A 24,196-nucleotide genomic window follows, 5' to 3' on the forward strand; every position below is an offset into this window, starting at 1 on the left:
GCTTAACCCTCCTTGACCAGACCGAGATCGGTCAGCACGTTACGTGTCGCGCTGTAATAACGCACGTAGCCCGTGCAGCGGCAGATGTGGTGACCGAGGCTGTCCTCGATGACTTTTTCCAGCTGGCTTTTGACGATCGGCTGACGCTGCAACTTCTCCACCAGCACGGTCGCGGCATTCACGAACCCCGGTGCGCAGTAGCTGCACTGGAAAGCGAATTCGTCGACGAAGCGCTGCTGGATCGGGTTCAGCTCAGTGACTTTGCCTTCCTCGTCGCGCTTCGCATGGCCTTCGATAGTGCGTACTTTCTTGCCTTCGAAATAGTGCGCGCCAGTGATGCAGGTGCGTACTTCTTCGCTGGTGCCATCCGGGTTGTCGACGATCACAACGCAGGCGTGGCAGATGCCCTGACCGCAGCCCAAGCGGGAGCCAGTGAGGTTTTTGTATTCGTGCAGGTAATCGATCATCGGCAGGTCATCAGGGATTTCCACCGGGCCGACGGATTGACCGTTGAGGGTCAGTTGAAGCGGACGGTTAGCCATTGAGGGCCTCCTTGATGCGTGCAGAAGTAATAGGCAGGTCGCGGACCCGTTTGCCGATGGCGTGTGCCACGGCGTTACCGATGGCGCCGACCACCGGGATCATCACCACTTCGGCGATGCCCTTCGATGGATCGCTCGGCGACAGCGGCGGCAGGATTTCAGCCGTCTGCTTCCAGACCGCCACGTGGCGCGCCATCGGCAAGCGGTAACGGTTGAAGTTCCAGTCACCCTCCCCCGGCCCGCCTTCGTACAGCGGCATCTCTTCCATCAGCGCATGGCCGATACCCATGGCAATCCCGCCTTCGATCTGGCCCTTGACCAGTTCTTCCACCAGCACTCGACCGCACTCGACCCACGAGTGATGGTTGAGCACTTGCACTTCGGCCGAACCCTTGTTGACTTTCACTTCCACCAGCGTCGCGACCGGGCTGTAGTAAGTCACTGCCGCGTTGTTCAACTGCGTGTCCGGGTAGTGCACGTTCTGGCGATCCAGCAGGTGGAAACCGGCGCTGTTCATTTGCGCCTTTTTCACGCTCGGCGCGCCGTCGCCGTACTTGACTGCCAGGCCGTCGAGCGGCAGACGTTCACGCACGCCGTCGATGCTGAACTCGGCCTCGGCCCAGCTCCAGCGGTTGAAACCGTGCACGGTCGCGCCGGTGACCAGGCCCTTCTCGTGAGCGTGCTTGGCCAACTGCTCAAAGCTCAGCGGCTGCATGCCGTTGGCGGTGAGTTTGCCGTCGACCCAATGCGCATCTTCGCGACGCACCACGTAAGGGTTGGCCGAACCACCGTAAGGGCCCTGGCTCCAGATCTGCAGCGCTGCCGGCCACAAGCCGTGGTTGAACAGCACACGCGCCGCTTCACGGGTGGCGTGGCTAAAATAGTAGGCAGAGTTGGTGGCCGACGACGCCGAGGCGATCTTGCCGACCCAGCGCGGATTGCGCAGCAGGCTGTCCTGTTCGGCCTGACTCATGATGTAAGGGTTGCCGCCGCTGATCAGCTGCAACTCTTTCCATTCGGTCTCGCCGGTCTTCACTTCCGTCGCCGCGATGCCGAGGAAATCGGCCACGACCAAGGCTTGCGAGGTCGACATGCCCGTGCCGATTTCGATACCGATGTGGCGCAGGGTGATGTGCCCCTGAGCAGTGAACTCGATGCTCGCCATCGGCGCTTCAGAGCCCGTGCCGAAGTCTTTTTGGCAGATGGCGAAACCGACGCCGTACCAGTTGTCCGGATCCTGCGCTTCGCGCTGCTTTTTGATCGCGTCGCGGTTTTTCCAGACGTCGCGAACGGCGGCCTTGTCGAGAATCTCGTGCAAGCGCAACGCACCCGCCGGCACCGCGCCCTGGGTATTTTTCATGCCCGAGACCATGGCATTTTTCTTGCGCAGGTCGATGGCGTCGATGCCGAGGCGACCGGCAATTTCGTCGACCATCATCTCGGTGGACGCCATGCTTTGCAGGGTGCCGTAACCACGCATCGAGCCGGCTTCAACGGCGCGGGAATGGTAGGCCGTGACCTGCAAATCGTTCTGCGGCATGTAGTAGATCGACTGCGCCGCCGTGGCGCCAACGGCCGCCACGGAGGGGCTGTAGTTGACCCGGCCACCGCCGTCGACGCTCATTTCGGCGCGGAAAATCTTGAAGCTGTGATCGGTCTTGTCCACGGCCAATTGGTAGCGGATGTCGAACGGGTGACGCTTGATGCCGCTCTGGAATTGCTCATAGCGGTCGTTGGCCAGACGCACCGGCACACCGGCGCCATACAGCGCCGCGAGGGCGGCGTAGTAGACGAAAATGTTGTGGTCTTTGGAACCGTAACCGACGGTGTAACCCGGGTGCATGTTCAGGTTCGCCAGGCCGAAGCGCGACGGCGCGATCATCTTCGCGGTCTCGGTCGCTGCTTCCAATGGGCACTGGGTCGCCACCACGAAATGCAGGGTCTTGGTTGCCGGGTCGTACCAACCATTGCCGTTGTCCGGCTCCATCGCGGCCGGTTCGATCGAAGGGGTTTTGTAGCGCTCGTCGAACACCAGCCAGTTGTCCGGCGGCGTGTCGATCTGCTGTTTCATGCGATCGGCGTAGAACAATCCACGCTCGGTCAGGTTGCCGTGCAGGTTCGGTTGGGAATTCCACACCGGACGACGGTTTTTCAGCATCGGAAACAGGATCGAATCCTTGAGGCTGGCGAATTCGTCTTCGTCCGCCGAGGTCGCACCGCCCACCCGCACATAGCGGAAGCTGCCGTAGGGATCGCCTTCGTAGAACGGCACTTGAGCACCGTAACGAATCGCTTTGTCATTGAATTTGAGTTTGGCCTTGGCCTGACGGAAACGCTCGAAGTCGTTCCAGATCAGGATGGCCACCGGGTGACCGATAAACATCGGCACCTTGCCTTCCGGCAACAGCGGATCCGGCGCATGCTCCTCCGGGAAGACGATGCCGTCCTTTTCCAGGTCAGCGGCGGTGACGATGCGGTCTGGCTGCAATTCGGCACCGAGCCACGACAGTTCCATGCCCGCGTAGATGCGGTCGGCCTTGATGGTTTTCAGCAGCATGGCGTGGCCTTGCTGCTGCGGCCAGCCCGGCATGTCCTTGGCGCGGATGTCGCGGGCAAAGACTTTGCTGCCGCAGACCTTCGACAAGGCATCGTTACGCGTGCGTGCCTTGCCGTTGTTGCCGAGCCATTGCTCGGACGGCACGGTCACGCTGTTTTCCATCAAGGCAGCGAGCGCCTGACTGCTGAGCGGCGTGAGCGTCACGCTCACACCTGCCACCAGCCCGCCCTGAAGGAACGAGCGCCGGGATATTTCACGGTTGGACATGGATCATCCTCTGGGCGGTTATAGACCCGCCCTTCTGGTTATGTTCTGGAAATCTCGAGTCGTGCAGAAGCCCTTTTTGACGAAACGAAGGGCTGAAATGACAGTGCAAAGCTGACCGAAAGGTTAAGTTTATAGGCTTATGCGCCTGCGGCAAACAGCCCCACACAAAAAAACTGACCAGCGAATCAAAATACTGTGTTTTCAGTGCACAGAATTGAGCAGGCAAGCGAATGCAACGCCAAGGTCAGCCCGGCCGGACGGCGTCGTCGCGACAACCTTTGAGGCAGCATAGAAGAAGGCGGCCAGGATGGCCCGGCAAGGGACACTGCAAGAGGAGAAAAAGTCAAATTCCAGACACAAAAAACCCCGGTCTTTCGACCAGGGTCTTTGCTATCGACTCGAAGTAGCACTGGCAAAACCAGCAGTTTTCTTCGTAGCTCCAAGGCGTTCAGTGGGCCTTGTAGCAGATATGGCGCAGCGGACGGGACTCGAACCCGCGACCCCCGGCGTGACAGGCCGGTATTCTAACCGACTGAACTACCGCTGCGTATCGCTTTGGACTTTCATCCAAGTAACTCGTCTGATTGAAAACTCAGAAGCTTTTCAATCTCGAACCAGATAAATCTGACTCGGAAAATATGGCGCAGCGGACGGGACTCGAACCCGCGACCCCCGGCGTGACAGGCCGGTATTCTAACCGACTGAACTACCGCTGCGCGTCGGTGGAGGCATTTCAGCCTACCTCTTGCTTTCGCAAGTATCTCGGAAGTGGTGGGTGATGACGGGATCGAACCGCCGACATTCTGCTTGTAAGGCAGACGCTCTCCCAGCTGAGCTAATCACCCGTTTGCATCTCCGAGGCCGCGAAATTTACGCAGGTACCGAACCTAAGTCAATAGCAGGATTGAAGTTTTTTCAAAACAGCTGCCAGAGGCAAGCTTCAAGCCACAAGTGGAAGCCGTCACGCGTGAAGCCGGCATGACACTGTCGAGCCTTAACTTGCAGCTTGAAGCTTGAAACGGCTTCTCACTGCTCGTAAATCATCTTCTTGGTCATGCCACCGTCGACCACAAACTCCTGGCCCGTGACGAATCCGGCATTCTTCGACAGCAACCAGGCCACCATCGCCGCCACGTCTTCAACCGTCCCCACCCTGCCCGCCGGATGCTGGGCATGATCGGCATCGGTCAGTGGCTCGGCACGCCGCACGGAAGGATCCCGCGTATCGATCCAGCCCGGACTGACGGCATTCACACGGATTTCCGGCCCAAGGCTGATGGCCAAGGCGTGAGTCAACGCCAACAGTCCGCCTTTGCTGGCCGCGTAAGCCTCTGTGTCGGGTTCCGACTGCCCGGCGCGGGTCGAGGCCAGGTTGACGATCGCGCCGCTGTGCGCGCGCAGATACGGCGCACAGTGCTTGGCCAACAACATCGGCCCGCTGAGATTCACCGCCAACACACGATTCCAGTAAGCCAGATCGAGGCTTTCCAGGGTGATGTTGTGCGGATCGGCCACCGCGGCGTTGCACACCAGTGCATCCAGGCGCCCGAACTGCCCCAGCACTTCGGCAACCCCCAGCGCCACCTGCCCTTCGTTCGAGACGTCCATGGCGATAAACCAGGCATTGTCGCCCAGCACCTTCGCCACTTTCGAACCGCGCACCCGGTCCAGGTCGCTCAGCACCACCTGCCAGCCTTCGCTGATCAGCCAGGCCGAGATCCCCAGACCGATGCCTCGCGCCGCGCCGGTGACCAGCGCGACACGACCATTGGACCCGGAGGTCGGCGTGGACAACTCGATCACAAGGCCGCCAACCCGCGCGCCAGATCGGCTTGCAGGTCAGCCACGTCTTCCAGGCCGACCGCAATGCGGATCAGGCTGTCACGAATGCCCGCGGCTTCACGCTCTTGCGGCGCCAGACGGCCGTGGGAGGTGGTGCTCGGGTGAGTAATGGTGGTCTTGGTATCACCGAGGTTAGCCGTGATCGAAATCAGACGGGTCGCATCGATAAAGCGCCAGGCACCCTCTTTGCCGCCCTTGACCTCAAAGCTGACCACCGCACCAAACCCTTTCTGCTGACGCTGGGCGAGTTCGTGCTGCGGGTGACTTTTCAGACCGGCGTAATGGACTTTCTCGATGCCGTCCTGCTGCTCCAGCCACTCGGCCAGCTCCTGGGCATTGGCGCAATGCGCCTTCATCCGCAGGTTCAGGGTTTCGAGCCCCTTGAGGAAGATCCAGGCATTGAACGGGCTCAGGGTCGGCCCCGCAGTGCGCAGGAAACCGACCACTTCTTTCATCTGCTCGCTGCGACCAGCCACGACGCCGCCCATGCAACGGCCCTGGCCGTCGATGAACTTGGTAGCCGAGTGCACGACGATATCCGCGCCCATCTTCAGCGGTTGCTGCAACGCTGGCGTGCAGAAGCAGTTGTCGACCACCAGCATCGCGCCTTTGGCGTGAGCGATTTCCGCCAGCGCGGCGATATCCACCAGCTCGGCCAACGGGTTGGATGGCGACTCGACAAACAGCAATTTGGTGTTGGTCTTGATTGCCGCGTCCCAACCGGACAAATCCGCCAGAGGCACGTAATCGACTTCGATGCCGAAGCGCTTGAAGTACTTTTCGAACAGGCTGATGGTCGAACCGAACACACTGCGCGAAACCAGCACATGATCACCGGCGCTGCACAAACTCATCACCACCGCCATGATCGCGGCCATGCCGGTGGCTGTGGCCACGGCTTGCTCGGCGCTTTCCAGCGCGGCGATGCGCTCTTCGAACGCCCGCACGGTCGGGTTGGTGTAGCGCGAATAAACGTTGCCCGGCACTTCACCGGCAAAGCGTGCCGCCGCGTCGGCAGCGGTACGGAAGACGTAGCTGGAAGTGAAGAACATCGGATCACCGTGTTCGCCTTCCGGCGTGCGGTGCTGACCGGCGCGTACGGCCAGGGTATCGAACGCTACGCCTTCGAGGTCGCTGTCCAGCCGACCGGCATCCCAATCCTGACTCATGCTCTCACTCCTTGCCTTACTCGTTTAGTAGATACAAAACCGGCCCCTCAGGGCCGGTAGTTACTCAGTTGTTGTACAGATCAATGATCGCACTGACTGCCTGCGTCTTGACCTTGGAGGCATCGTTACGTGCCTGCTCGATCTTGTTCAGGTAAGCCTCGTCGACGTCGCCGGTGACGTATTGGCCATCGAACACTGCGCAATCGAACTTCTCGATCTTGATCTTGCCGCCACCGACCGCTTCGATCAAGTCAGGCAAGTCCTGATAGATCAACCAGTCAGCGCCGATCAGGTCAGCAACGTCCTGGGTCGAACGGTTGTGGGCGATCAGCTCGTGAGCGCTCGGCATGTCGATGCCGTAGACGTTCGGGTAACGAACGGCCGGTGCGGCGGAGCAGAAGTAGACGTTTTTGGCGCCGGCTTCGCGAGCCATCTGGATGATCTGCTTGCACGTCGTGCCGCGAACGATCGAGTCGTCCACCAGCATCACGTTCTTGCCACGGAATTCCAGTTCGATCGCGTTGAGCTTCTGGCGTACGGATTTTTTCCGTGCAGCCTGGCCCGGCATGATGAAGGTCCGGCCGATGTAGCGGTTCTTCACGAAGCCTTCGCGGAACTTGACGCCCAAGTGGTTCGCCAGCTCCAGAGCTGCGGTGCGGCTGGTGTCCGGGATCGGGATGACCACGTCGATGTCGTGTTCAGGACGTTCGCGCAGGATCTTCTCGGCGAGCTTCTCACCCATGCGCAGACGGGCCTTATAGACCGACACGCCGTCGATGATCGAATCCGGACGCGCCAGGTAGACGTGCTCGAAGATGCAAGGGGTCAGGGACGGGTTGGTCGCGCACTGACGGGTGTGCAGCTTGCCGTCTTCAGTGATGTAGACCGCTTCGCCCGGTGCCAGGTCGCGAATCAGGGTGAAACCGAGCACGTCCAGGGAGACGCTTTCGGAGGCAATCATGTACTCGACGCCTTCGTCGGTGTGACGCTGACCGAAGACGATCGGGCGGATGCCGTGCGGGTCACGGAAACCGACGATGCCGTAACCGGTCACCATCGCCACGACCGCGTAGCCACCAACGCAACGGTTGTGCACGTCAGTCACCGCGGCGAACACGTCTTCTTCGGTTGGCTGCAACTTGCCGCGCTGGGCCAGCTCGTGAGCGAACACGTTCAGCAGGACTTCCGAGTCGGAGTTGGTGTTGACGTGGCGCAAGTCAGATTCGTAAATCTCCTTGGCCAGTTGTTCAACGTTGGTCAGGTTACCGTTGTGCGCCAACGTGATGCCGTAAGGCGAGTTGACGTAGAACGGCTGAGCTTCAGCCGACGTCGAGCTGCCTGCGGTCGGGTAACGCACATGGCCAATGCCCATGTGGCCGACCAGGCGCTGCATGTGACGCTGATGGAACACGTCACGTACCAGGCCGTTGTCCTTGCGCAGGAATAACCGGCCATCATGGCTGGTCACGATACCGGCAGCGTCCTGGCCGCGGTGCTGGAGGACGGTTAGCGCGTCATACAGCGCCTGATTGACGTTCGACTTACCGACGATACCGACGATGCCACACATGCGACGCAACCCCTACTTAATGGATCTGAACTGAACAACACTCACTGAGGCGTTTTGGCCATCGGCAAGAGTTGATCCTTGAACGGTATCTCAGCGGGTACGCTGATACCGCTGGCAAGCCACTGACTGCTCCACCCGAGAATCAGGTTTTTGGACCAGTCTGCGACCAATAGAAATTTTGGCACGAGCTGTGACTCTTTCCACCACCCGTCCTGCTGTACCGGCCCCAGGCTCAACAGCCCGACCGCCACGACCACCAGCAACACGCCACGCGCGGCGCCGAAGGCCATGCCGAGGAATCGATCGGTCCCGGATAGCCCGGTGACGCGAACCAATTCGCCGATAAGATAATTGATCATTGCGCCTACGATTAACGTGGCGACAAACATGATGGCACAGCCCGTGATCACACGAGCCGACGGTGTTTGAATGTATCCGGCGAGGTACTCGGACAATGAACCACCGAACATCCAGGCAACAGCTCCTGCGATGATCCAGGTCACCAGCGACAGTGCTTCTTTGACGAAGCCGCGGCTCAGACTGATCAATGCGGAGATGGCGACGATTGCAACGATCGCCCAGTCAACCCAGGTAAATGGCACAGTGCAGCCTACAGACGGATAAGGCGGCGCATTTTAGCAGAGCGCATGGCTATCGGTAAGCTGCGATTGTCAGTGCTTTTCAAATCGGGGCGATAGTTTTAAACCGCACCCAACCCTGGAGCAGCTGGCGAAGCCTGCGTTCGGGTGCGCAGCCGCCGTAAAATCAGGTAATTGGGTGTGTCAGACAAACCGCGGAGGCAGGGATTACGGCCGCTTCGCCGCCAGACGCTGCCTCGCGGGCTCGACAGCTGCTACACAGATTAAGGTGTCGGTTTTAGCCGCGCTCTGGCTGGAATCGCACGACAAAGCCCTTGAGCTTCTTCTGGCGGTCCAGCAAATCACGCAGACGGTCGGCTTCGGCGCGCTCGATCAGCGGCCCGACAAACACTCTGTTTTTACCGTCAGAGGATCGAATGTAAGCGTTGTAGCCCTGACTGCGCAGGTCTTTCTGCAGGCTTTCGGCGTTTTCTCGGCTCGACAGACTGGCCACTTGCACCGACCAGCTCACCGACAGGCCATTGGCATCGATGCGACTTTGAGTGATATCCGGTTTAGTCGGCGCTGCCGCGATCGGCTGGGCCGGTGGCGTCGTAGCCTTGGCGGCTGGCGCAGGCGCGACCGGTTTGGCAGCAGGCGCCGGGGCTACAGGGACCGCCGGCGCAATCGGTGCCGTCGGCGCCTCTTGCTGAGCGATTTCATCATCGCTCGGCACCGGCTCTTGAGGCAGCGCTTGCGGCTCAGGCACCACGACTGGCTCGACCTGCACTTGCGGCACCGCCGGGGCATGCGGCGCAGTGGGGGCGTCGACCACCACCTGACGCTGCTCATCCTGACGGGAAAACAGCATCGGCAGGAAAATTACCGCCAGCGCCACCAGCACCAGCGCGCCAACCATGCGTTGTTTGTAGGCCTTATCCAGCAATGCCATTTGCCGCTTCCTCCGTGGAGCGCCGGGCCAGCCATTCGAGGGCCTCGGCGACACAATAAAATGATCCGAACAGCAGAATCTCGTCGTCGCTCGTCGCCAGCGCGCTCTGCCCTTCCAGGGCGGCCGCCACGCTGCCATAGGACGTTACCGACGCACCAACGTTCTGCAACGCTGCCTGCAAATCGGCAACCGGTCGCGCTCGCGGGGAATCCAGCGGCGCAACGGCCCAGTGCTGGACACTAGCATTCAATTCACCGACAACACCATCCAGATCCTTGTCAGCCAGCAAACCGAACACCGCCAGACGCTTGCCGACCGGTGGACGGCTGGCCAGACGCCGCGCCAGATATTCGGCGGCATGCGGGTTATGCCCCACATCCAGCAGCAGGTTCAAACGCTTGCCCTGCCAGTCGAACTGACGGCGGTCGAGACGACCCACCACCCGCGTCGCTTTCAGCGCATCAATAATCTGTGAATCTACCCACGGCAAACCGAGCAGCAGATAGGCCTGCAACGCCAACGCCGCGTTTTCCATTGGCAGATCAAGCAACGGCAGATCGCGCAGTTCGACCGCACACCCTTGAGCATCCAGGCCGCGCCATTGCCAGTTGTGATCGGTGATGCCGAGGTCAAAATCGCGCCCACGCAGGAAAAACGGGCAATTGAGCTCGCGCGCCTTATCCAGCAGAGGTTGTGGAGGATTCAGATCGCCACAGAGCGCAGGCGCACCCTGACGGAAAATGCCGGCCTTCTCAAAGGCCACGGACTCACGGGTATCACCCAGATAGTCCGCATGGTCGACGCCGATGCTGGTGACCAGCGCCATGTCGGCATCAACCACGTTGACCGTGTCCAGACGCCCGCCCAGACCGACTTCCAGCACCACCGCATCAAGCCCGGCCTGTTGAAACAGCCAGAATGCCGCCAGGGTGCCCATTTCGAAGTACGTCAGAGAGGTGTCGCCACGACCGGCTTCGACAGCCGCAAAGGCTTCGCACAGCTCGGCGTCAGAGGCTTCGACGCCATTGACCTGCACCCGCTCGTTGTAGCGCAGCAGGTGCGGAGAATTGTAGACACCCACATTCAGGCCTTGCGCCCGTAGCAATGAAGCCACGAATGCGCAGGTAGAACCCTTGCCGTTGGTGCCGGTGACCGTGATCACCCGCGGCGCCGGCTTGCCCAGCCCCATGCGGGACGCTACCTGTTGCGAGCGCTCCAGCCCCATGTCGATGGCCGAAGGGTGCAATTGCTCAAGGTAGGCGAGCCACTCGCCAAGGGTACGCTCGGTCATATGTTCGCAGGTACCGGCGGTACAACGATCGGCTCGATTGGCGCTGCGACGAATTTCGGCGTCGGCAGGCCCATCATTTGTGCCAGCAGGTTACCCAGGCGCGGACGCAGTTCCTGACGGTGAATGATCATGTCGATGGCGCCGTGCTCCAGCAGGAATTCGCTGCGCTGGAAGCCTTCCGGCAGCTTTTCACGCACGGTTTGCTCGATCACGCGCGGACCGGCAAAGCCGATCAGGGCTTTCGGCTCACCGACGATCACGTCGCCAAGCATCGCCAGACTAGCGGAAACACCGCCGTAGACCGGGTCAGTCAGTACGGAGATGAACGGAATGCCTTCTTCACGCAGACGCGCCAGTACCGCCGAGGTCTTGGCCATTTGCATCAGGGAGATCAGGGCTTCCTGCATCCGCGCACCACCGGAAGCGGCGAAGCAGATCATCGGACATTTGTTTTCCAGGGCGTAGTTGGCGGCGCGAACAAAACGCTCACCGACGATGGCACCCATCGAACCACCCATGAAGGAAAATTCGAATGCCGACACGACAACCGGCATGCCCAGCAAGGTGCCGCTCATGGAGATCAGTGCGTCTTTTTCGCCCGTCTGCTTCTGGGCGGCGGTCAGGCGATCCTTGTACTTCTTGCCGTCGCGGAATTTCAGACGGTCAACCGGCTCCAGGTCAGCACCCAGTTCGGCACGGCCTTCAGCGTCGAGGAAGATATCAATGCGGGCGCGGGCGCCGATACGCATGTGGTGGTTGCACTTGGGGCAAACGTCCAGGGTCTTTTCCAGCTCCGGACGATACAGCACAGCCTCGCAAGACGGGCATTTGTGCCACAGACCTTCAGGCACCGAGCTCTTCTTGACCTCGGAACGCATGATCGAAGGGATCAGTTTGTCTACTAACCAGTTGCTCATGCTTTCTTTCTCCAGTACCGGCGGCCCGAACACTCTGGTTCGCAGCCCCGCGTATGCCCTTGAGCTAAATTCATGTGTGTGGCGATGGTCGGTGGATGGCCGGGTCAGCGAAACGCGACCTGCGTACAACCCATCAACCCTCAGCCGTGCCTGCTTTGTGCAGCGCAGTGCATTTTGGGACGGCGGCAGTCTGCCAGCCGTCACATCCTCTATGTACTACCGCGTACCGCTTTGATGAACGCCTGAATCTTTGCGTGATCCTTGATGCCCTTGCTCGCCTCTACCCCACCGCTGACGTCCACCGCATAAGGCCGGACCCGGGCAATCGCCCCGGCGACGTTATCCGGGGTCAGACCGCCCGCCAGAATGATCGGCTTGTTCAAGCCTTGCGGTATCAGAGACCAGTCGAATGCTTCACCGGTTCCGCCCGGCACGCCTTCAACGTAGGCGTCGAGCAGGATTCCGCTCGCACTGGGGAATGCATCGCAGGCTGCCGCGATGTCGTCTCCGGCCTTGACCCGCAGCGCCTTGATGTACGGACGGTGCCAGCCTTCGCAATCGGCGGCCGTTTCGTCACCATGGAACTGCAACAGGTCCAGCGGTACGGCATCAAGTAATTCGCCCAGTTCGCAGCGGCTGGCATTGACGAACAACCCCACGGTGGTGACGAACGGCGGCAGCGCCTTGATGATGTCGCGCGCCTGCTGGAACGTCACGGCCCGCGGGCTTTTGGCGTAGAACACAAATCCGATGGCATCGGCCCCGGCCTCGACCGCCGCCAACGCATCTTCTATGCGGGTAATCCCGCAAATCTTGCTGCGAACGGCTGACATGTCGATAAATCCTCAGGGCAATTCCGGGAAAGTCCCGGATGGTAACAAATGCGTTCGAGGGCGTCAGCCGTCAAGTTCCGTGAAACCGGTCAGGAAGTGTGGGCCGATGTAACGCTCGGGCAATTCGAACTCGTCGCGGTACTCGACCTGCACCAGATACAGGCCAAACGGATGTGCGGTGACCCCGCCAGATCGGCGAATGCGGCTTTCCAGCACTTCCTTCATCCACTCCACCGGGCGCTCGCCGGCACCGATGGTCATCAGCACGCCGGCAATGTTGCGCACCATGTGGTGCAGGAACGCGCTGGCACGGATATCCAGCACAATCATCTTGCCGTGACGGGTGACGCGCAGGTGATGCAATTCCTTGATCGGCGATTTGGCCTGGCACTGACCGGCGCGGAACGCACTGAAATCATGGGTGCCGACCAGGTACTGCGCGGCCTCGGCCATGCGCTGGACGTCCAGCGGACGGTGGTTCCAGGTGATTTCTTCGTTGAGGTGCGCCGGGCGGATCTGATCGTTGTAGATCACGTAGCGGTAACGCCGGGCAATGGCCTTGAACCGCGCATGGAAATGCGCCGGCATGACCTTGGCCCAACTGACGCTGACGTCGTGGGGCAAATTGATGTTGGCGCCCATGACCCAGGCCTTCATCGACCGCTCGACCTGGGTATCGAAATGCACCACCTGACCACAGGCATGCACGCCCGCGTCCGTTCTCCCGGCGCACAGCAGCGACACCGGTGAGTCGGCGACTTTGGACAAGGCTTTCTCAAGGGTTTCCTGCACCGTGAGCACACCGGAGGCCTGGCGCTGCCAGCCGCGATAACGCGAGCCTTTGTATTCAACGCCCAATGCGATCCGGTAAAAGCCGTCGGCCGCCATTTCCGCAGCCGGATTATCTATATTTGCCAAGGGGTACAGCCTGCTGATCTACGCAAAGGCGGGCATTATAAGGCCGCCGGACCGAGACGCCAGAGTGGCTTCAGCATCGGCGGCGAATGTCAGGGTCTCATTGCGAGCAAGCTCGCTCCCACAGGGGGTCTGTGAACAGCGCAAATCCACTGTGGGAACGAGCTTGCACCCGGCGGCGTTCCGACGATAGCAAAAGACCAGACACCCACTTGCTCACCACTCAAACAAAAACGGCAACCTCAATGGGCTGCCGTTTTATTTACTGCTGACGGGTCACTCAAACCAGACGCGAAAGCATTTCCTTGGCTTCGCTCTTCTGCCCGGCATCACCCTCGGTCACCACCTCATTGAGGATGTCCCGAGCGCCATCGTTGTCGCCCATGTCGATGTAGGCCTGGGCCAGATCGAGTTTGGTAGCGACTTCATCCGTACCGGAGAGGAAGTCGAAGTCCGGCTCATCCGCCGCCGACGCCAGGGCATCTTCTGCGGTGAAGCGCGGCTCGCCAATGCTCTGGGACAGACGATCCAGTTCGGCGTTGACGTCATCCAGTTCTGCTTCAAAGTCATCCGGAACATCAGCGATGGCAGGCTTGGCCGGAGCCGCGTCCATTTCATCCGCCAGCGACAGGTCAAAATCGGCAGGTAATTCCAGATCGTCCTGAGGCGCTTCAGGCACGACCGGAAAGTCTTTCACGCCTTCGTCCAGGTCCAGCAGGAAGCCGTCTTCAACGAGCATGGCCGGCGTCGGGTCTGCACCCAGGTCCATGTCCAGATCGAAGTCCGACAGGTCGTCGAGGTTGTCCTTGATGTCGGTTTGCTGCTGCAGCACCGATTCAAAGCTCAAATCGTCATCCAGCGGGAATTCGTCCAGCTCGGTCGACACGTCTGCCTCAGGCGCAACCACAGCCGGGGAAGCGGCTTCCAGGTCGTCCAGGCTCAGGTCGAACGCGCTGTCGAAGTCATCATCGGCTGCGGTTGCCGGCGCTTGCGGCTCGTCCAACAGCAGGTCCTTGACGTACTGCGCATCCAGTTCCGCAGCGATGGCGGCCGCAGCCAGGCCACTGGCGGCAACCACGGCCATGGCCGGGAAACGGGTCTTGAGTTTTTCGACTTGGGCGAAGTTATCGCCGTTAGCGACCAGTTGGCGCTCCTGGCCCACAAACGCATCACGGTCGCCTTGCTGACCGCACACTTCCATCAGCTTCAAACGCAGGTCACTGCGCTGCGGCTCTTGCTTGATACCGTCTTCCAGCAACGCGGCAGCCTGGTTCAGACGACCCGCAGCAATGTGCGACTGCGCCTTGGTCAACACGTCGTCATCACGCTCGCCAGCCGGCGACACCAGAGGTGCTGCAATCGGCGTAGTCATCACAACCGGTGCAGGCGCTGGCTTAGGAGCAGGTGCAGGAGCCGGTGCAGGCGTCGGCGCAGTGGCGAGCTTCACGCTAGGCGGTGGCACTTCCAGGCCTTCGAAGCTGCTTTCCGGCAGGTCGTTGTCGAAGGACATGTTCTGTTCTTCAGACAACGCACGGGCCATGCGCAGATGTTTCTCGGCTTCTTGCTGGGCTTTGCGGCGACGCGCCAGCAACAGCAGCAAGAGTGCCAACACCACCGCACCGCCACCGATCAGCCCCAGCAGGATCGGATTGGTCAGCAGTTCGTTGAACTTCTGGTCGTCGGAGACCGCTGGTGTCGGCTCGATTGCCGGCTCGGCAGGTGCCGGTGTCACTTCAGGGGCCGCCGCCGGAGCCGGCGCCACCTCAGCCGGTGCCGGCGCAGGGTTGGCTGCCAACTCAGCCGACATGGCCGGAGCGGTCTCAGTCGCAGCAGCAGGTGCACCCGCCGCGCCTTCTGCCTGCATCCTGGCCAGTTGATTGTTCTTCAGTTCGATCAGTTTTTGCAGCTTGTCCAGCTGGCTTTGCAGATCGGTCATGCGACTTTTCAGTTCAGCGTTGTCACGACGGGTCGTGTCGAGGCTTTCCTGGGTCACAGCCAATTTGTTGCTCAGGTTCTTGGCATCGCCCGCGACACCTTTACCACCGGCCTTGCCGGATTCGGCAGAGACCAGGCTCAGCTTGTCCTTGGCAGGTTCTGCACTACCGGCGTCAGCTCGACCGCGCTTGGTGGCATCGAGTTGTTGCTGCCCGGTGCCGGGTTTCGCCACATAACGACGCCCCTGGCGCCATGCGGTGTTCTGCGCGGCCACTTCAGCGATTGCCTTGGGTTGCGGCAGCGTGGTGGCTTGCGCCTGATCCGGCATGCGCAGCACCTGGCCGGTTTTCAGCCGGTTGATGTTGCCGTCGATAAAGGCATCCGGGTTCAGTGCCTGAATGGCCAGCATGGTTTGCTGAACCGAACCACCGTTACGCGCCTTCGCAGCGATTTCCCACAGGGTATCGCGCGGGGTGGTGGTGTATTGAGCCGGTTTGGTGGCACCCGTCACCGGCGCAGTAACGTTTGAAGTTGGCGCTGACTGCGCAGCCGCTTCAGCGGTCTGCGGCGAGAATTTGGACGGATCGAGCAGTACGCTGTAATCACGCAGCAGGCGACCGTTAGGCCACATGACCTGAACCAGGAATTTCACCATCGGTTCAGACAGGGGCTTGCTGGAAGTCACACGCAGGATGCTTTTACCGCTGGCGTTAAGCACAGGGGTGAAGGTCAGGTCATTGAGAAAGGCCTGACGGTCGACGCCGGCCTTGGCGAAATCTTCAGGCGAGGCCAGGCTCGGCACCACTTCGGCGGCCGTAAGATCCTTGACGTCGAGCAGCTCGATTTCCGCCACCAGGGGTTGGTTCAGCGTCGACTTCAGGGTCAGTTCCCCGAGCCCGAGGGCATGCGCCATACCGGATGACAGCGCCGAGGCGGCCGCAATTGCTAACACCAGTTTGCGAACTTGAACCATAGCCTCATCCTTTGTTTGAACATTCCTCGGCCAGCGAGAAGGTATTGATAGTCGCTGCCGTAAGGCATTGCGCGCGGCGTCGAAGTGTCATCGCGCGCGATCATTTCTTGCCTGCCCCGCAAAACCCCATAGAGGGGCTTTCCTTCAGCAGTGCGGCCAAGCATAGCGCCCGGCTAGAATCATTCTGTGAATTGTTGCCAAGTATCTTTTACAGCTGGTCTTTTATCAACAATTCAGCCACCTGCACAGCATTGAGCGCGGCGCCTTTGCGTACGTTATCTGACGTCAGCCACAAATTAAGTTCCGACAGGTCGTCGACACCGCTGCGAACCCGACCGACGTACACCACGTCCTGCCCTACCGCATCGCCCACTGCGGTCGGATAATCGCCGGTTTCAACCAGCTCGATACCGGGTGCATCTTCCAGCGCCGCGTTGACTTTCGCCAGGTCGACAGCGCTCCCTGACTGCAAGGTCACGCTAAAGCTATCGCCAAAAAACACCGGGGCTTGAATGCAAGTGACGGAAATCTTTAATTGAGGCCGCGCAATCACCTGACGCAACTCACGCACCAGTCGTTTTTCCAGCAGCGTATGGCCCTGCTCATCCGGTTTGCCGACCTGAGCCAACAGGTTGAACGCCATTTGCCGATCGAAGAAAGTTGGCTCCAGCGGGCGCACGTTGAGCAGCTCGGCGGTTTGCCGGGCCAGCTCCTTCACCGCTTCGCGACCTTGGGCGGAGACCGCCAGGCTGGCGGTGACGTTGACCCGCTGCAGGTCAATCACCGAAAGCAACGGCGCCAGTACCACGGCCAGGGTGGTGGCGGACGGGCTTGGGCTGCTGACCTGAAAGGGCTTTTTCAACGTCGCGAGGATTTCGGCATTGGCTTCAGGCACCACTTGCGGCGCCTGATCAGCCGACAAAGCGCCAGACAGGTCGATCACCGAGCAACCGGCAGCGGTCGCGCGGGAGGCGAAACTGAGGGTTACTGCCGGGCCGGCGGCGAAAAACACCAACTGGACTTTACTGAAATCGAACTCATCGACCTCTCGCACCCGTACGTTCTTGCCGCGAAACGGTACCGAATGACCGGCCGATTCGCTGCTCGCCAGCAGGTGCAAGTCGCCGACCGGGAAGTCGCGCTCTTCAAGAATCTGCACGAGCGTTTCGCCGACAGTACCGGTGGCGCCGACGACGGCGATATCAAAGGACTGGCTCATGGTTCTACCTCAGGCGAAACGGGGGGAGCGGCACTTTACCGGGTGGTGGGGATACAGGCAATTCGACGCGCGAAACCTTGCAGCCGCTGCCGAAGGCTGCGTTCGAGGACGAAGTCCTCGCTTTGGGGATCCCCGATCATTCAGAAGAACCGCACACTCAGGTTTTACGACTGCTGCGCAGCCGAACGCAGGCTTCGCCAGTTGCTACAGGAATAAAAAAACCCGCACCTCTTTCAAGGCACGGGTTTCTTCATTACTTCAACCGATCAACGCTCAAGCAGAATCCGCAGCATGCGACGCAGCGGTTCGGCCGCGCCCCATAGCAGTTGGTCGCCGACGGTGAAAGCACCGACAAATTGCGAACCCATGTTCAGCTTGCGCAGACGGCCCACCGGCACGTTCAGGGTGCCAGTGACTTTCGTCGGGCTCAGTTCCTGAATGCTGATGTCGCGGTTGTTCGGTACCAGTTTGACCCAAGGGTTGTGCTGGCTGATCAGCCCTTCGATGTCGGCGATCGGCACGTCTTTGTTCAGTTTGATGGTCAGCGCCTGGCTGTGGCAACGCATGGCGCCGATGCGCACGCAGATACCGTCGACCGGAATCGGGCTCTTGAAGCGACCAAGGATCTTGTTGGTTTCGGCCTGAGCCTTCCACTCTTCACGGCTCTGACCGTTCGGCAGTTCCTTGTCAATCCATGGGATCAGGCTGCCGGCCAGTGGTACGCCGAAGTTTTCGGTCGGGTACGCTTCGCTGCGCATGGCTTCGGCCACACGACGGTCGATGTCGAGGATCGCGCTGGCCGGGTCGGCCAGTTGATCGGCAACAGCGGCGTGGGTCGCGCCCATTTGCTTGATCAGTTCACGCATGTTCTGCGCGCCGGCACCGGAGGCCGCCTGATAGGTCATGGCACTCATCCACTCGACCAGACCGGCTTCGAACAGACCGCCCAGGCCCATCAGCATCAGGCTGACGGTGCAGTTGCCGCCGATGTAGTTCTTGGTGCCCGCATCCAGCTGCTGGTCGATGACCTTGCGGTTGACCGGGTCCAGGACGATGACCGCGTCATCCTGCATGCGCAGGCTGGAAGCGGCGTCGATCCAGTAACCCTGCCAGCCGGCTTCACGCAGCTTGGGGAACACTTCGCTGGTGTAGTCGCCACCCTGGCAGGTCAGAATCACGTCAAGGGTTTTCAGCTCTTCAATGCTGTAAGCGTCCTTGAGCGGAGCAATGTCCTTGCCCACGGACGGGCCTTGGCCACCGACATTGGAAGTGGTGAAAAACACCGGCTCGATAAGATCGAAATCCTGCTCTTCCAGCATCCGCTGCATGAGCACGGAACCGACCATACCGCGCCAACCGATCAGACCTACACGTTTCATCGCAACTACACCTTCTTAAAAAGTGGGCCGCTGCTTTGTATTGAATTTCGCAGCGGGCCCGAGAGATTACAGATTCCGCAGCGCGGCGACTACTGCGTCACCCATTTCCTGCGTACCGACTTTAGTGCAACCTGCCGACCAGATGTCGCCCGTGCGCAGGCCTCGGTCCAGGACCAGGCTCACGGCTTTCTCGATGGCATCGGCTGCAGCCTGCTGGTTGAAGCTGTAACGCAACATCATCGACACCGACAAAATGGTCGCCAACGGGTTGGCGATGCCCTTGCCGGCGATGTCCGGCGCCGAACCGTGGCACGGCTCGTACATGCCCTTGTTGTTGGTGTCCAGGGACGCCGACGGCAGCATACCGATGGAACCGGTGAGCATCGAGGCCTGGTCGGACAGGATGTCGCCGAACATGTTGTCGGTGACGATCACGTCGAACTGCTTCGGTGCTCGCACCAGCTGCATGGCAGCGTTGTCGACGTACATGTGGCTCAATTCGACTTGCGGGTAATCCTTGGCCACTTCCTCGACGACTTCACGCCACAGCTGGCTGGACGCCAATACGTTGGCCTTGTCCACCGAGCAGAGCTTTTTGCCGCGCACCATGGCCATGTCGAAGCCGACGCGGGCGATGCGGCGAATTTCGCTTTCGCTGTACGGCAGGGTGTCGTAGGACTGACGCTCGCCGTTTTCCAGGGTGCGGGTGCCGCGTGGCGCGCCGAAGTAAATACCCCCGGTCAGCTCACGGACGATCAGGATGTCCAGGCCGGCGACGATTTCCGGCTTCAGGCTCGAAGCCTCGGCCAGTTGCGGGTACAGGATCGCCGGACGCAGGTTGCCGAACAGGCCCAGTTGCGCACGGATTTTCAACAGACCGCGCTCAGGGCGGATGTCACGCTCGATGGTGTCCCACTTCGGGCCGCCCACGGCACCCAGCAGCACAGCGTCGGCGGCGCGGGCGCGCTCCAGGGTTTCGTCGGCCAATGGCACGCCGTGCTTGTCGATGGCAGCGCCGCCGATCACGTCGTGGCTCAGCTCGAAGCCCAGGGAGAACTTGTCGCTGGCCAATTCCAGCACCTTGACCGCTTCGGCCATGATTTCCGGGCCAATACCGTCACCTGGGAGAATCAGAATCTGCTTGCTCATGCTTTCCTCATGTCATCAGTCGGTGCGCCCCTTGGGCACACCCGGAAAAATTCTATCGCTCGGCCATCAGAACCAATACATCGGTACTGAACGAGCCATCAGCCTCAATCTCAAAATATTCGCGCACTTCGTTGCCCATCGACTGCTGCAGCTCGCGGATTGCCGCGCGCATCACTTCAGGTGTGCGCATGCGCTCGACCCAGGAGGTGTACTCCAGACGCAGCCGTTGGCGCGTGGTGCTGCGGGTATGCAACCCCGCTTCGCTGACCTGGCGCAACCACTCGCTGGCGGAATAATCGCGCACATGGCTGGTGTCGCGCAGCACTTCGACGCTTTGCAGGTAAGTGTCGAACAACGGGCTGCCCGGTGACAACACGTCGACGAACGCTGCCACGCCGCCCGGCTTCAGCACCCGACGCACTTCCCGCAGCGCCAGACCGAGATCACTCCAATGGTGCGCCGAATAACGGCTGAACACGAAGTCGAACTCGCCATCGGCGAACGGCAGGCGCTCGGCGGCACCGAGGACCGTCGATACATTGCTCAAGCCACGATCAACGGCAGCACCGGCGACCACGTCGAGCATTTGCTGCGACAGGTCGTAGGCCACCACTTCCTTGACCAGCGAAGCCACGTGAAAACTCACGTGACCGGCGCCGCAACCCAGGTCCAGTACCCGAGCATCGCCCTGCCCGGCCAGTTCGGCTTGTAGCAGCGCGAATTCGGTACCTTGAGCGTGAACGGCGCTGCTCAGGTAGGCCGAAGCCTGCTCACCGAATTGCTTTTGGACGACCTGGGTGTGCTGGGCGGTGCTGGTCATGGTCACTTCCTTTGATTTTGTGGTGCCAGTTCCGGCCTCATCGCGGGCAAGCCCGGCTCCCACAGGTTTTGTGTACACCGCAAGCTCCTGTGGGAGCGGGCTTGCCCGCGATGAGACCAGCCCTATCTACATAAATCTCAGCCTAATCACGCGTCGCGAAACAACCAGGGCTGGCTCGCCCGGTGCTTGGCTTCAAACGTTGCAATTGCTTCATGGTCCTGCAACGTCAGGCCGATATCGTCCAGACCGTTCAACAGGCAATGCTTGCGGAACGCATCGATCTCAAAGTTATGCACCTTGCCATCCGGACGGGTCACCGTCTGGGCTTGCAGGTCGACCTGCAATTGATAGCCCGGATTCGCTTCAACCTGCTGGAACAGTTCATCAACCTCAGCGTCGCTCAAGATGATCGGCAGCAAGCCGTTCTTGAAACTGTTGTTGAAGAAGATGTCGGCGTAGCTCGGCGCGATGATGCTGCGGAAACCGTATTCTTCCAGCGCCCACGGCGCGTGTTCACGACTGGAGCCGCAACCGAAGTTCTCACGGGCCAGCAATACGCTGGCGCCTTGATAACGTTCGGCGTTGAGGACGAAGTCCTTGTTCAGCGGACGCTTGGAGTTGTCCTGATACGGTTGCCCGACATCCAGGTAACGCCATTCATCGAACAGGTTCGGACCGAAACCGGTGCGCTTGATCGACTTCAAGAACTGCTTCGGGATGATCTGATCGGTGTCGACGTTGGCACGATCCAAAGGCGCGACAAGACCAGTGTGCTGGGTAAAAGCTTTCATGCTGCGCTCCTTTAGATCAATTCACGGACGTCGACGAAACGACCGTTTACAGCAGCGGCGGCGGCCATTGCCGGGCTGACGAGGTGAGTACGACCACCGGCGCCCTGACGGCCTTCGAAGTTGCGGTTGGAGGTCGACGCGCAATGCTCGCCCGACTCCAAACGGTCCGGGTTCATCGCCAGGCACATCGAGCAACCCGGCTCGCGCCATTCAAAACCGGCTTCGAGGAAAATCTTGTCCAGTCCTTCGGCTTCGGCCTGCGCCTTCACCAGACCCGAGCCCGGCACGACGATGGCTTGCTTGATGGTCGACGCCACTTTGCGGCCCTTGGCGATGACGGCTGCGGCGCGCAAGTCTTCGATCCGCGAGTTCGTGCAGGAGCCGATGAACACGCGGTCCAGTTGAATGTCGGTGATCGCCTGATTGGCGGTCAAACCCATGTACTTCAAGGCGCGCACGATCGAATCGCGTTTGACCAGGTCCATTTCCTTCGCCGGGTCCGGCACGTTCTGATCCACGGCCAGGACCATTTCAGGCGAGGTGCCCCAGCTGACTTGCGGCTTGATCTGGGTCGCGTCGAGTTCAACGATGGTGTCAAACTTCGCATCCGCGTCAGACACCAGGTCTTTCCACGCTTCGACAGCCAAGTCCCATTCCGCGCCTTTCGGGGCGAATGGACGGCCCTTCACGTAAGCCACGGTTTTTTCGTCAGCCGCCACCAGACCTACGCGTGCGCCGGCCTCGATGGACATGTTGCAAATGGTCATGCGGCCTTCAACGGACAAGTCGCGAATTGCGCTACCGGCGAACTCGATGGCGTGGCCGTTACCGCCGGCGGTGCCGATCTTGCCGATCACGGCGAGGACGATGTCCTTGGCGGTCACGCCGAACGGCAATTTGCCTTCGACCGACACCAGCATGTTCTTCATTTTCTTGGCGACCAGGCACTGAGTGGCGAGCACGTGCTCGACCTCGGAAGTGCCGATACCGTGAGCCAGGGCACCGAACGCACCGTGGGTCGAGGTGTGGGAGTCGCCGCAAACCACGGTCATGCCCGGCAAGGTCGCGCCCTGCTCCGGGCCGATGACGTGAACGATGCCTTGGCGAATGTCGTTCATCTTGAATTCGACGATGCCGTATTCATCGCAGTTGTCGTCGAGGGTCTGAACCTGCAAACGCGAGACCTGGTCGACAATCGCTTCGATGCCGCCCTTGCGCTCCGGGGTTGTCGGTACGTTGTGGTCCGGGGTCGCGATGTTGGCATCGATGCGCCAAGGCTTGCGCCCGGCCAGACGCAGGCCTTCAAAGGCTTGCGGCGAGGTCACTTCGTGGATGATGTGACGATCGATATAAATCAGCGCAGAGCCATCGTCGCGCTGTTTGACCAAATGCGAATCCCAGAGCTTGTCGTAGAGCGTTTTGCCGGCCATCAGACGGTTTCCTCATCAGCTTGTTTCTATGCCCCGGGCCGTTTGTATAACCCTTTGGCTTGTGAGGTCGATCCTAGGGGGTTACATTAAATAACTCAAATTCATATTTTTTATGCTTTGGATAACCAACTGGAATACCGCAATGGATCTGGCCAACCTCAATGCTTTTATCGCCATTGCCGAGACCGGCAGCTTCTCCGGCGCCGGCGAGCGGCTGCACCTGACACAGCCCGCCATCAGCAAACGCATCGCCGGGCTGGAGCAGCAATTGAAGGTGCGCCTGTTTGATCGCCTCGGCCGTGAAGTCGGCCTGACCGAGGCCGGTCGCGCCCTGCTGCCTCGGGCCTATCAGATTTTGAATGTGCTGGACGACACCCGGCGCGCCCTGACCAATCTGACCGGCGAAGTGACCGGCCGCCTGACCCTGGCGACCAGTCACCACATCGGCCTGCACCGTTTGCCGCCCTTATTAAGGGAGTTCACCCGAAGTTACCCACAAGTGGCGCTGGATATTCAGTTCCTCGATTCGGAAGTGGCCTACGAAGAAATCCTCCATGGCCGCGCGGAACTGGCGGTGATTACCTTGGCGCCGGAGCCCCATTCATTGGTCAAGGCAACACCGGTGTGGGACGACCCGCTGGATTTCGTGGTCGCCCCGGAGCATTCGCTTATCAGCAACGGCCCGGTCACCCTGGCCGACATTGCCCTGCACCCCGCCGTCTTCCCCGGCGGCAACACCTTTACTCATCACATCGTGCAGCGGTTATTTGAGGCGCAGGGCCTGACCCCGAACATCGCCATGAGCACGAATTATCTGGAAACGATCAAGATGATGGTCTCGATCGGCCTGGCCTGGAGCGTGTTGCCGCGTACGATGCTCGATGATCAGGTTGCGCGAATACCTTTGCCGGGCATACAACTGACTCGCCAGCTAGGCTATATCTTGCACACCGAAAGGACGCTATCGAATGCGGCAAGGGCTTTTATGGCTTTGCTGGATGCACAACTCGATTTGCCAGGGACTCAAGGCTAACGTGTGCTACGCCTATAGTGCTGCGAATTCCTGT

The 24,196-nt window shown here is 60.4% G+C and carries 19 protein-coding genes and 3 tRNA genes; 1 reads left to right on the forward strand and 21 read right to left on the reverse strand.

The features are described from left to right. Window positions 1-2: 2 nt before the first annotated feature. The 21 genes from SB725_RS16145 to leuC all read right to left on the reverse strand — a co-directional run bounded on the left by SB725_RS16145 (window position 3) and on the right by leuC (window position 23,129). Window positions 3-542, reverse strand: a complete 540-nt coding sequence (locus SB725_RS16145; RefSeq protein ID WP_027921576.1) for a (2Fe-2S)-binding protein — start codon at window positions 540-542, stop codon at window positions 3-5. Beyond that, window positions 535-3,366, reverse strand: a complete 2,832-nt coding sequence (locus SB725_RS16150; protein ID WP_410922244.1) for a xanthine dehydrogenase family protein molybdopterin-binding subunit — start codon at window positions 3,364-3,366, stop codon at window positions 535-537. The genes SB725_RS16145 and SB725_RS16150 overlap by 8 nt, the downstream gene beginning before the upstream one ends. A 470-nt stretch (window positions 3,367-3,836) precedes the next feature. After that, window positions 3,837-3,913, reverse strand: a tRNA-Asp gene (locus SB725_RS16155). A 92-nt stretch (window positions 3,914-4,005) separates the two neighbouring features. Next, window positions 4,006-4,082: transfer RNA gene (locus SB725_RS16160), tRNA-Asp, on the reverse strand. 53 nt (window positions 4,083-4,135) lie between these two features. Beyond that, window positions 4,136-4,211 (reverse strand) — tRNA-Val (locus SB725_RS16165). A 181-nt stretch (window positions 4,212-4,392) separates the two neighbouring features. Continuing rightward, window positions 4,393-5,169 (reverse strand): SDR family oxidoreductase, encoded by a 777-nt coding sequence (locus SB725_RS16170; RefSeq protein WP_027921578.1) that lies wholly within the window; start codon window positions 5,167-5,169, stop codon window positions 4,393-4,395. After that, window positions 5,166-6,377, reverse strand: coding sequence for an O-succinylhomoserine sulfhydrylase (locus SB725_RS16175; RefSeq protein ID WP_410922246.1), 1,212 nt, complete (start codon window positions 6,375-6,377; stop codon window positions 5,166-5,168). The genes SB725_RS16170 and SB725_RS16175 overlap by 4 nt, the downstream gene beginning before the upstream one ends. A gap of 64 nt (window positions 6,378-6,441) precedes the next feature. Then, the gene (purF, locus tag SB725_RS16180; RefSeq protein WP_010456022.1) at window positions 6,442-7,947 is read right to left on the reverse strand and encodes an amidophosphoribosyltransferase; all 1,506 of its coding nucleotides are present in this window, start codon (window positions 7,945-7,947) and stop codon (window positions 6,442-6,444) included. Window positions 7,948-7,988: 41 nt separating this feature from the next. Next, entirely contained in the window at window positions 7,989-8,549 is a 561-nt protein-coding gene (locus SB725_RS16185; protein WP_027921580.1) for a CvpA family protein, read from the reverse strand. A 274-nt stretch (window positions 8,550-8,823) separates the two neighbouring features. Next, window positions 8,824-9,477, reverse strand: coding sequence for an SPOR domain-containing protein (locus tag SB725_RS16190; RefSeq protein WP_027921581.1), 654 nt, complete (start codon window positions 9,475-9,477; stop codon window positions 8,824-8,826). Beyond that, window positions 9,461-10,768 (reverse strand): bifunctional tetrahydrofolate synthase/dihydrofolate synthase, encoded by a 1,308-nt coding sequence (gene folC, locus SB725_RS16195; protein WP_027921582.1) that lies wholly within the window; start codon window positions 10,766-10,768, stop codon window positions 9,461-9,463. Before folC ends, SB725_RS16190 begins: the two co-directional genes overlap by 17 nt. Further along, window positions 10,765-11,685, reverse strand: a complete 921-nt coding sequence (accD, locus tag SB725_RS16200; protein ID WP_027921583.1) for an acetyl-CoA carboxylase, carboxyltransferase subunit beta — start codon at window positions 11,683-11,685, stop codon at window positions 10,765-10,767. Before accD ends, folC begins: the two co-directional genes overlap by 4 nt. Window positions 11,686-11,894: 209 nt before the next feature. Then, the gene (locus SB725_RS16205; protein WP_027921584.1) at window positions 11,895-12,518 is read right to left on the reverse strand and encodes a phosphoribosylanthranilate isomerase; all 624 of its coding nucleotides are present in this window, start codon (window positions 12,516-12,518) and stop codon (window positions 11,895-11,897) included. 63 nt (window positions 12,519-12,581) lie between these two features. Continuing rightward, complete coding sequence (gene truA / locus SB725_RS16210) at window positions 12,582-13,406, reverse strand: tRNA pseudouridine(38-40) synthase TruA (protein ID WP_027921585.1); 825 nt, start codon at window positions 13,404-13,406, stop codon at window positions 12,582-12,584. A gap of 307 nt (window positions 13,407-13,713) precedes the next feature. After that, entirely contained in the window at window positions 13,714-16,341 is a 2,628-nt protein-coding gene (locus SB725_RS16215) for a FimV/HubP family polar landmark protein (protein WP_410922247.1), read from the reverse strand. Window positions 16,342-16,549: 208 nt separating this feature from the next. Continuing rightward, entirely contained in the window at window positions 16,550-17,560 is a 1,011-nt protein-coding gene (locus SB725_RS16220) for an aspartate-semialdehyde dehydrogenase (protein ID WP_410922248.1), read from the reverse strand. A 266-nt stretch (window positions 17,561-17,826) separates the two neighbouring features. Further along, the gene (asd, locus tag SB725_RS16225) at window positions 17,827-18,939 is read right to left on the reverse strand and encodes an aspartate-semialdehyde dehydrogenase (RefSeq protein ID WP_027921588.1); all 1,113 of its coding nucleotides are present in this window, start codon (window positions 18,937-18,939) and stop codon (window positions 17,827-17,829) included. Window positions 18,940-19,005: 66 nt separating this feature from the next. Further along, window positions 19,006-20,088 carry a 3-isopropylmalate dehydrogenase gene (gene leuB, locus SB725_RS16230; protein ID WP_410922249.1) on the reverse strand — a complete coding sequence of 361 codons (1,083 nt, stop codon included), beginning with the start codon at window positions 20,086-20,088 and terminating at the stop codon, window positions 19,006-19,008. Between the two features lie 52 nt (window positions 20,089-20,140). After that, window positions 20,141-20,908 carry a class I SAM-dependent methyltransferase gene (locus SB725_RS16235; protein WP_410922250.1) on the reverse strand — a complete coding sequence of 256 codons (768 nt, stop codon included), beginning with the start codon at window positions 20,906-20,908 and terminating at the stop codon, window positions 20,141-20,143. 146 nt (window positions 20,909-21,054) lie between these two features. Beyond that, the gene (gene leuD, locus SB725_RS16240) at window positions 21,055-21,699 is read right to left on the reverse strand and encodes a 3-isopropylmalate dehydratase small subunit (protein WP_027921591.1); all 645 of its coding nucleotides are present in this window, start codon (window positions 21,697-21,699) and stop codon (window positions 21,055-21,057) included. 11 nt (window positions 21,700-21,710) lie between these two features. After that, entirely contained in the window at window positions 21,711-23,129 is a 1,419-nt protein-coding gene (gene leuC, locus SB725_RS16245) for a 3-isopropylmalate dehydratase large subunit (protein ID WP_027921592.1), read from the reverse strand. Between the two features lie 142 nt (window positions 23,130-23,271). On the opposite strand from leuC, the gene SB725_RS16250 reads away from it, so the two are divergent. Further along, complete coding sequence (locus tag SB725_RS16250) at window positions 23,272-24,162, forward strand: LysR family transcriptional regulator (RefSeq protein ID WP_410922251.1); 891 nt, start codon at window positions 23,272-23,274, stop codon at window positions 24,160-24,162. The last annotated feature ends 34 nt before the right edge of the window (window positions 24,163-24,196 follow it).

It is taken from the genome of Pseudomonas sp. SIMBA_041 (assembly GCF_046535095.1).
GTDB lineage: Bacteria > Pseudomonadota > Gammaproteobacteria > Pseudomonadales > Pseudomonadaceae > Aquipseudomonas > Aquipseudomonas mucoides.

Bases quoted from the DNA above. Each gene is read 5' to 3' on its own strand.
- leuD (WP_027921591.1), bottom strand. From the start codon at position 21,699: ATGAAAGCTTTTACCCAGCACACTGGTCTTGTCGCGCCTTTGGATCGT.
- SB725_RS16190 (WP_027921581.1), bottom strand. From the start codon at position 9,477: ATGGCATTGCTGGATAAGGCCTACAAACAACGCATGGTTGGCGCGCTG.
- folC (WP_027921582.1), bottom strand. From the start codon at position 10,768: ATGACCGAGCGTACCCTTGGCGAGTGGCTCGCCTACCTTGAGCAATTG.
- SB725_RS16205 (WP_027921584.1), bottom strand. From the start codon at position 12,518: ATGTCAGCCGTTCGCAGCAAGATTTGCGGGATTACCCGCATAGAAGAT.
- truA (WP_027921585.1), bottom strand. From the start codon at position 13,406: ATGGCGGCCGACGGCTTTTACCGGATCGCATTGGGCGTTGAATACAAA.
- SB725_RS16145 (WP_027921576.1), bottom strand. From the start codon at position 542: ATGGCTAACCGTCCGCTTCAACTGACCCTCAACGGTCAATCCGTCGGC.
- SB725_RS16215 (WP_410922247.1), bottom strand. From the start codon at position 16,341: ATGGTTCAAGTTCGCAAACTGGTGTTAGCAATTGCGGCCGCCTCGGCG.
- accD (WP_027921583.1), bottom strand. From the start codon at position 11,685: ATGAGCAACTGGTTAGTAGACAAACTGATCCCTTCGATCATGCGTTCC.
- SB725_RS16250 (WP_410922251.1), top strand. From the start codon at position 23,272: ATGGATCTGGCCAACCTCAATGCTTTTATCGCCATTGCCGAGACCGGC.
- SB725_RS16220 (WP_410922248.1), bottom strand. From the start codon at position 17,560: ATGAGCCAGTCCTTTGATATCGCCGTCGTCGGCGCCACCGGTACTGTC.
- leuB (WP_410922249.1), bottom strand. From the start codon at position 20,088: ATGAGCAAGCAGATTCTGATTCTCCCAGGTGACGGTATTGGCCCGGAA.
- leuC (WP_027921592.1), bottom strand. From the start codon at position 23,129: ATGGCCGGCAAAACGCTCTACGACAAGCTCTGGGATTCGCATTTGGTC.
- asd (WP_027921588.1), bottom strand. From the start codon at position 18,939: ATGAAACGTGTAGGTCTGATCGGTTGGCGCGGTATGGTCGGTTCCGTG.
- SB725_RS16150 (WP_410922244.1), bottom strand. From the start codon at position 3,366: ATGTCCAACCGTGAAATATCCCGGCGCTCGTTCCTTCAGGGCGGGCTG.
- SB725_RS16235 (WP_410922250.1), bottom strand. From the start codon at position 20,908: ATGACCAGCACCGCCCAGCACACCCAGGTCGTCCAAAAGCAATTCGGT.
- purF (WP_010456022.1), bottom strand. From the start codon at position 7,947: ATGTGTGGCATCGTCGGTATCGTCGGTAAGTCGAACGTCAATCAGGCG.
- SB725_RS16175 (WP_410922246.1), bottom strand. From the start codon at position 6,377: ATGAGTCAGGATTGGGATGCCGGTCGGCTGGACAGCGACCTCGAAGGC.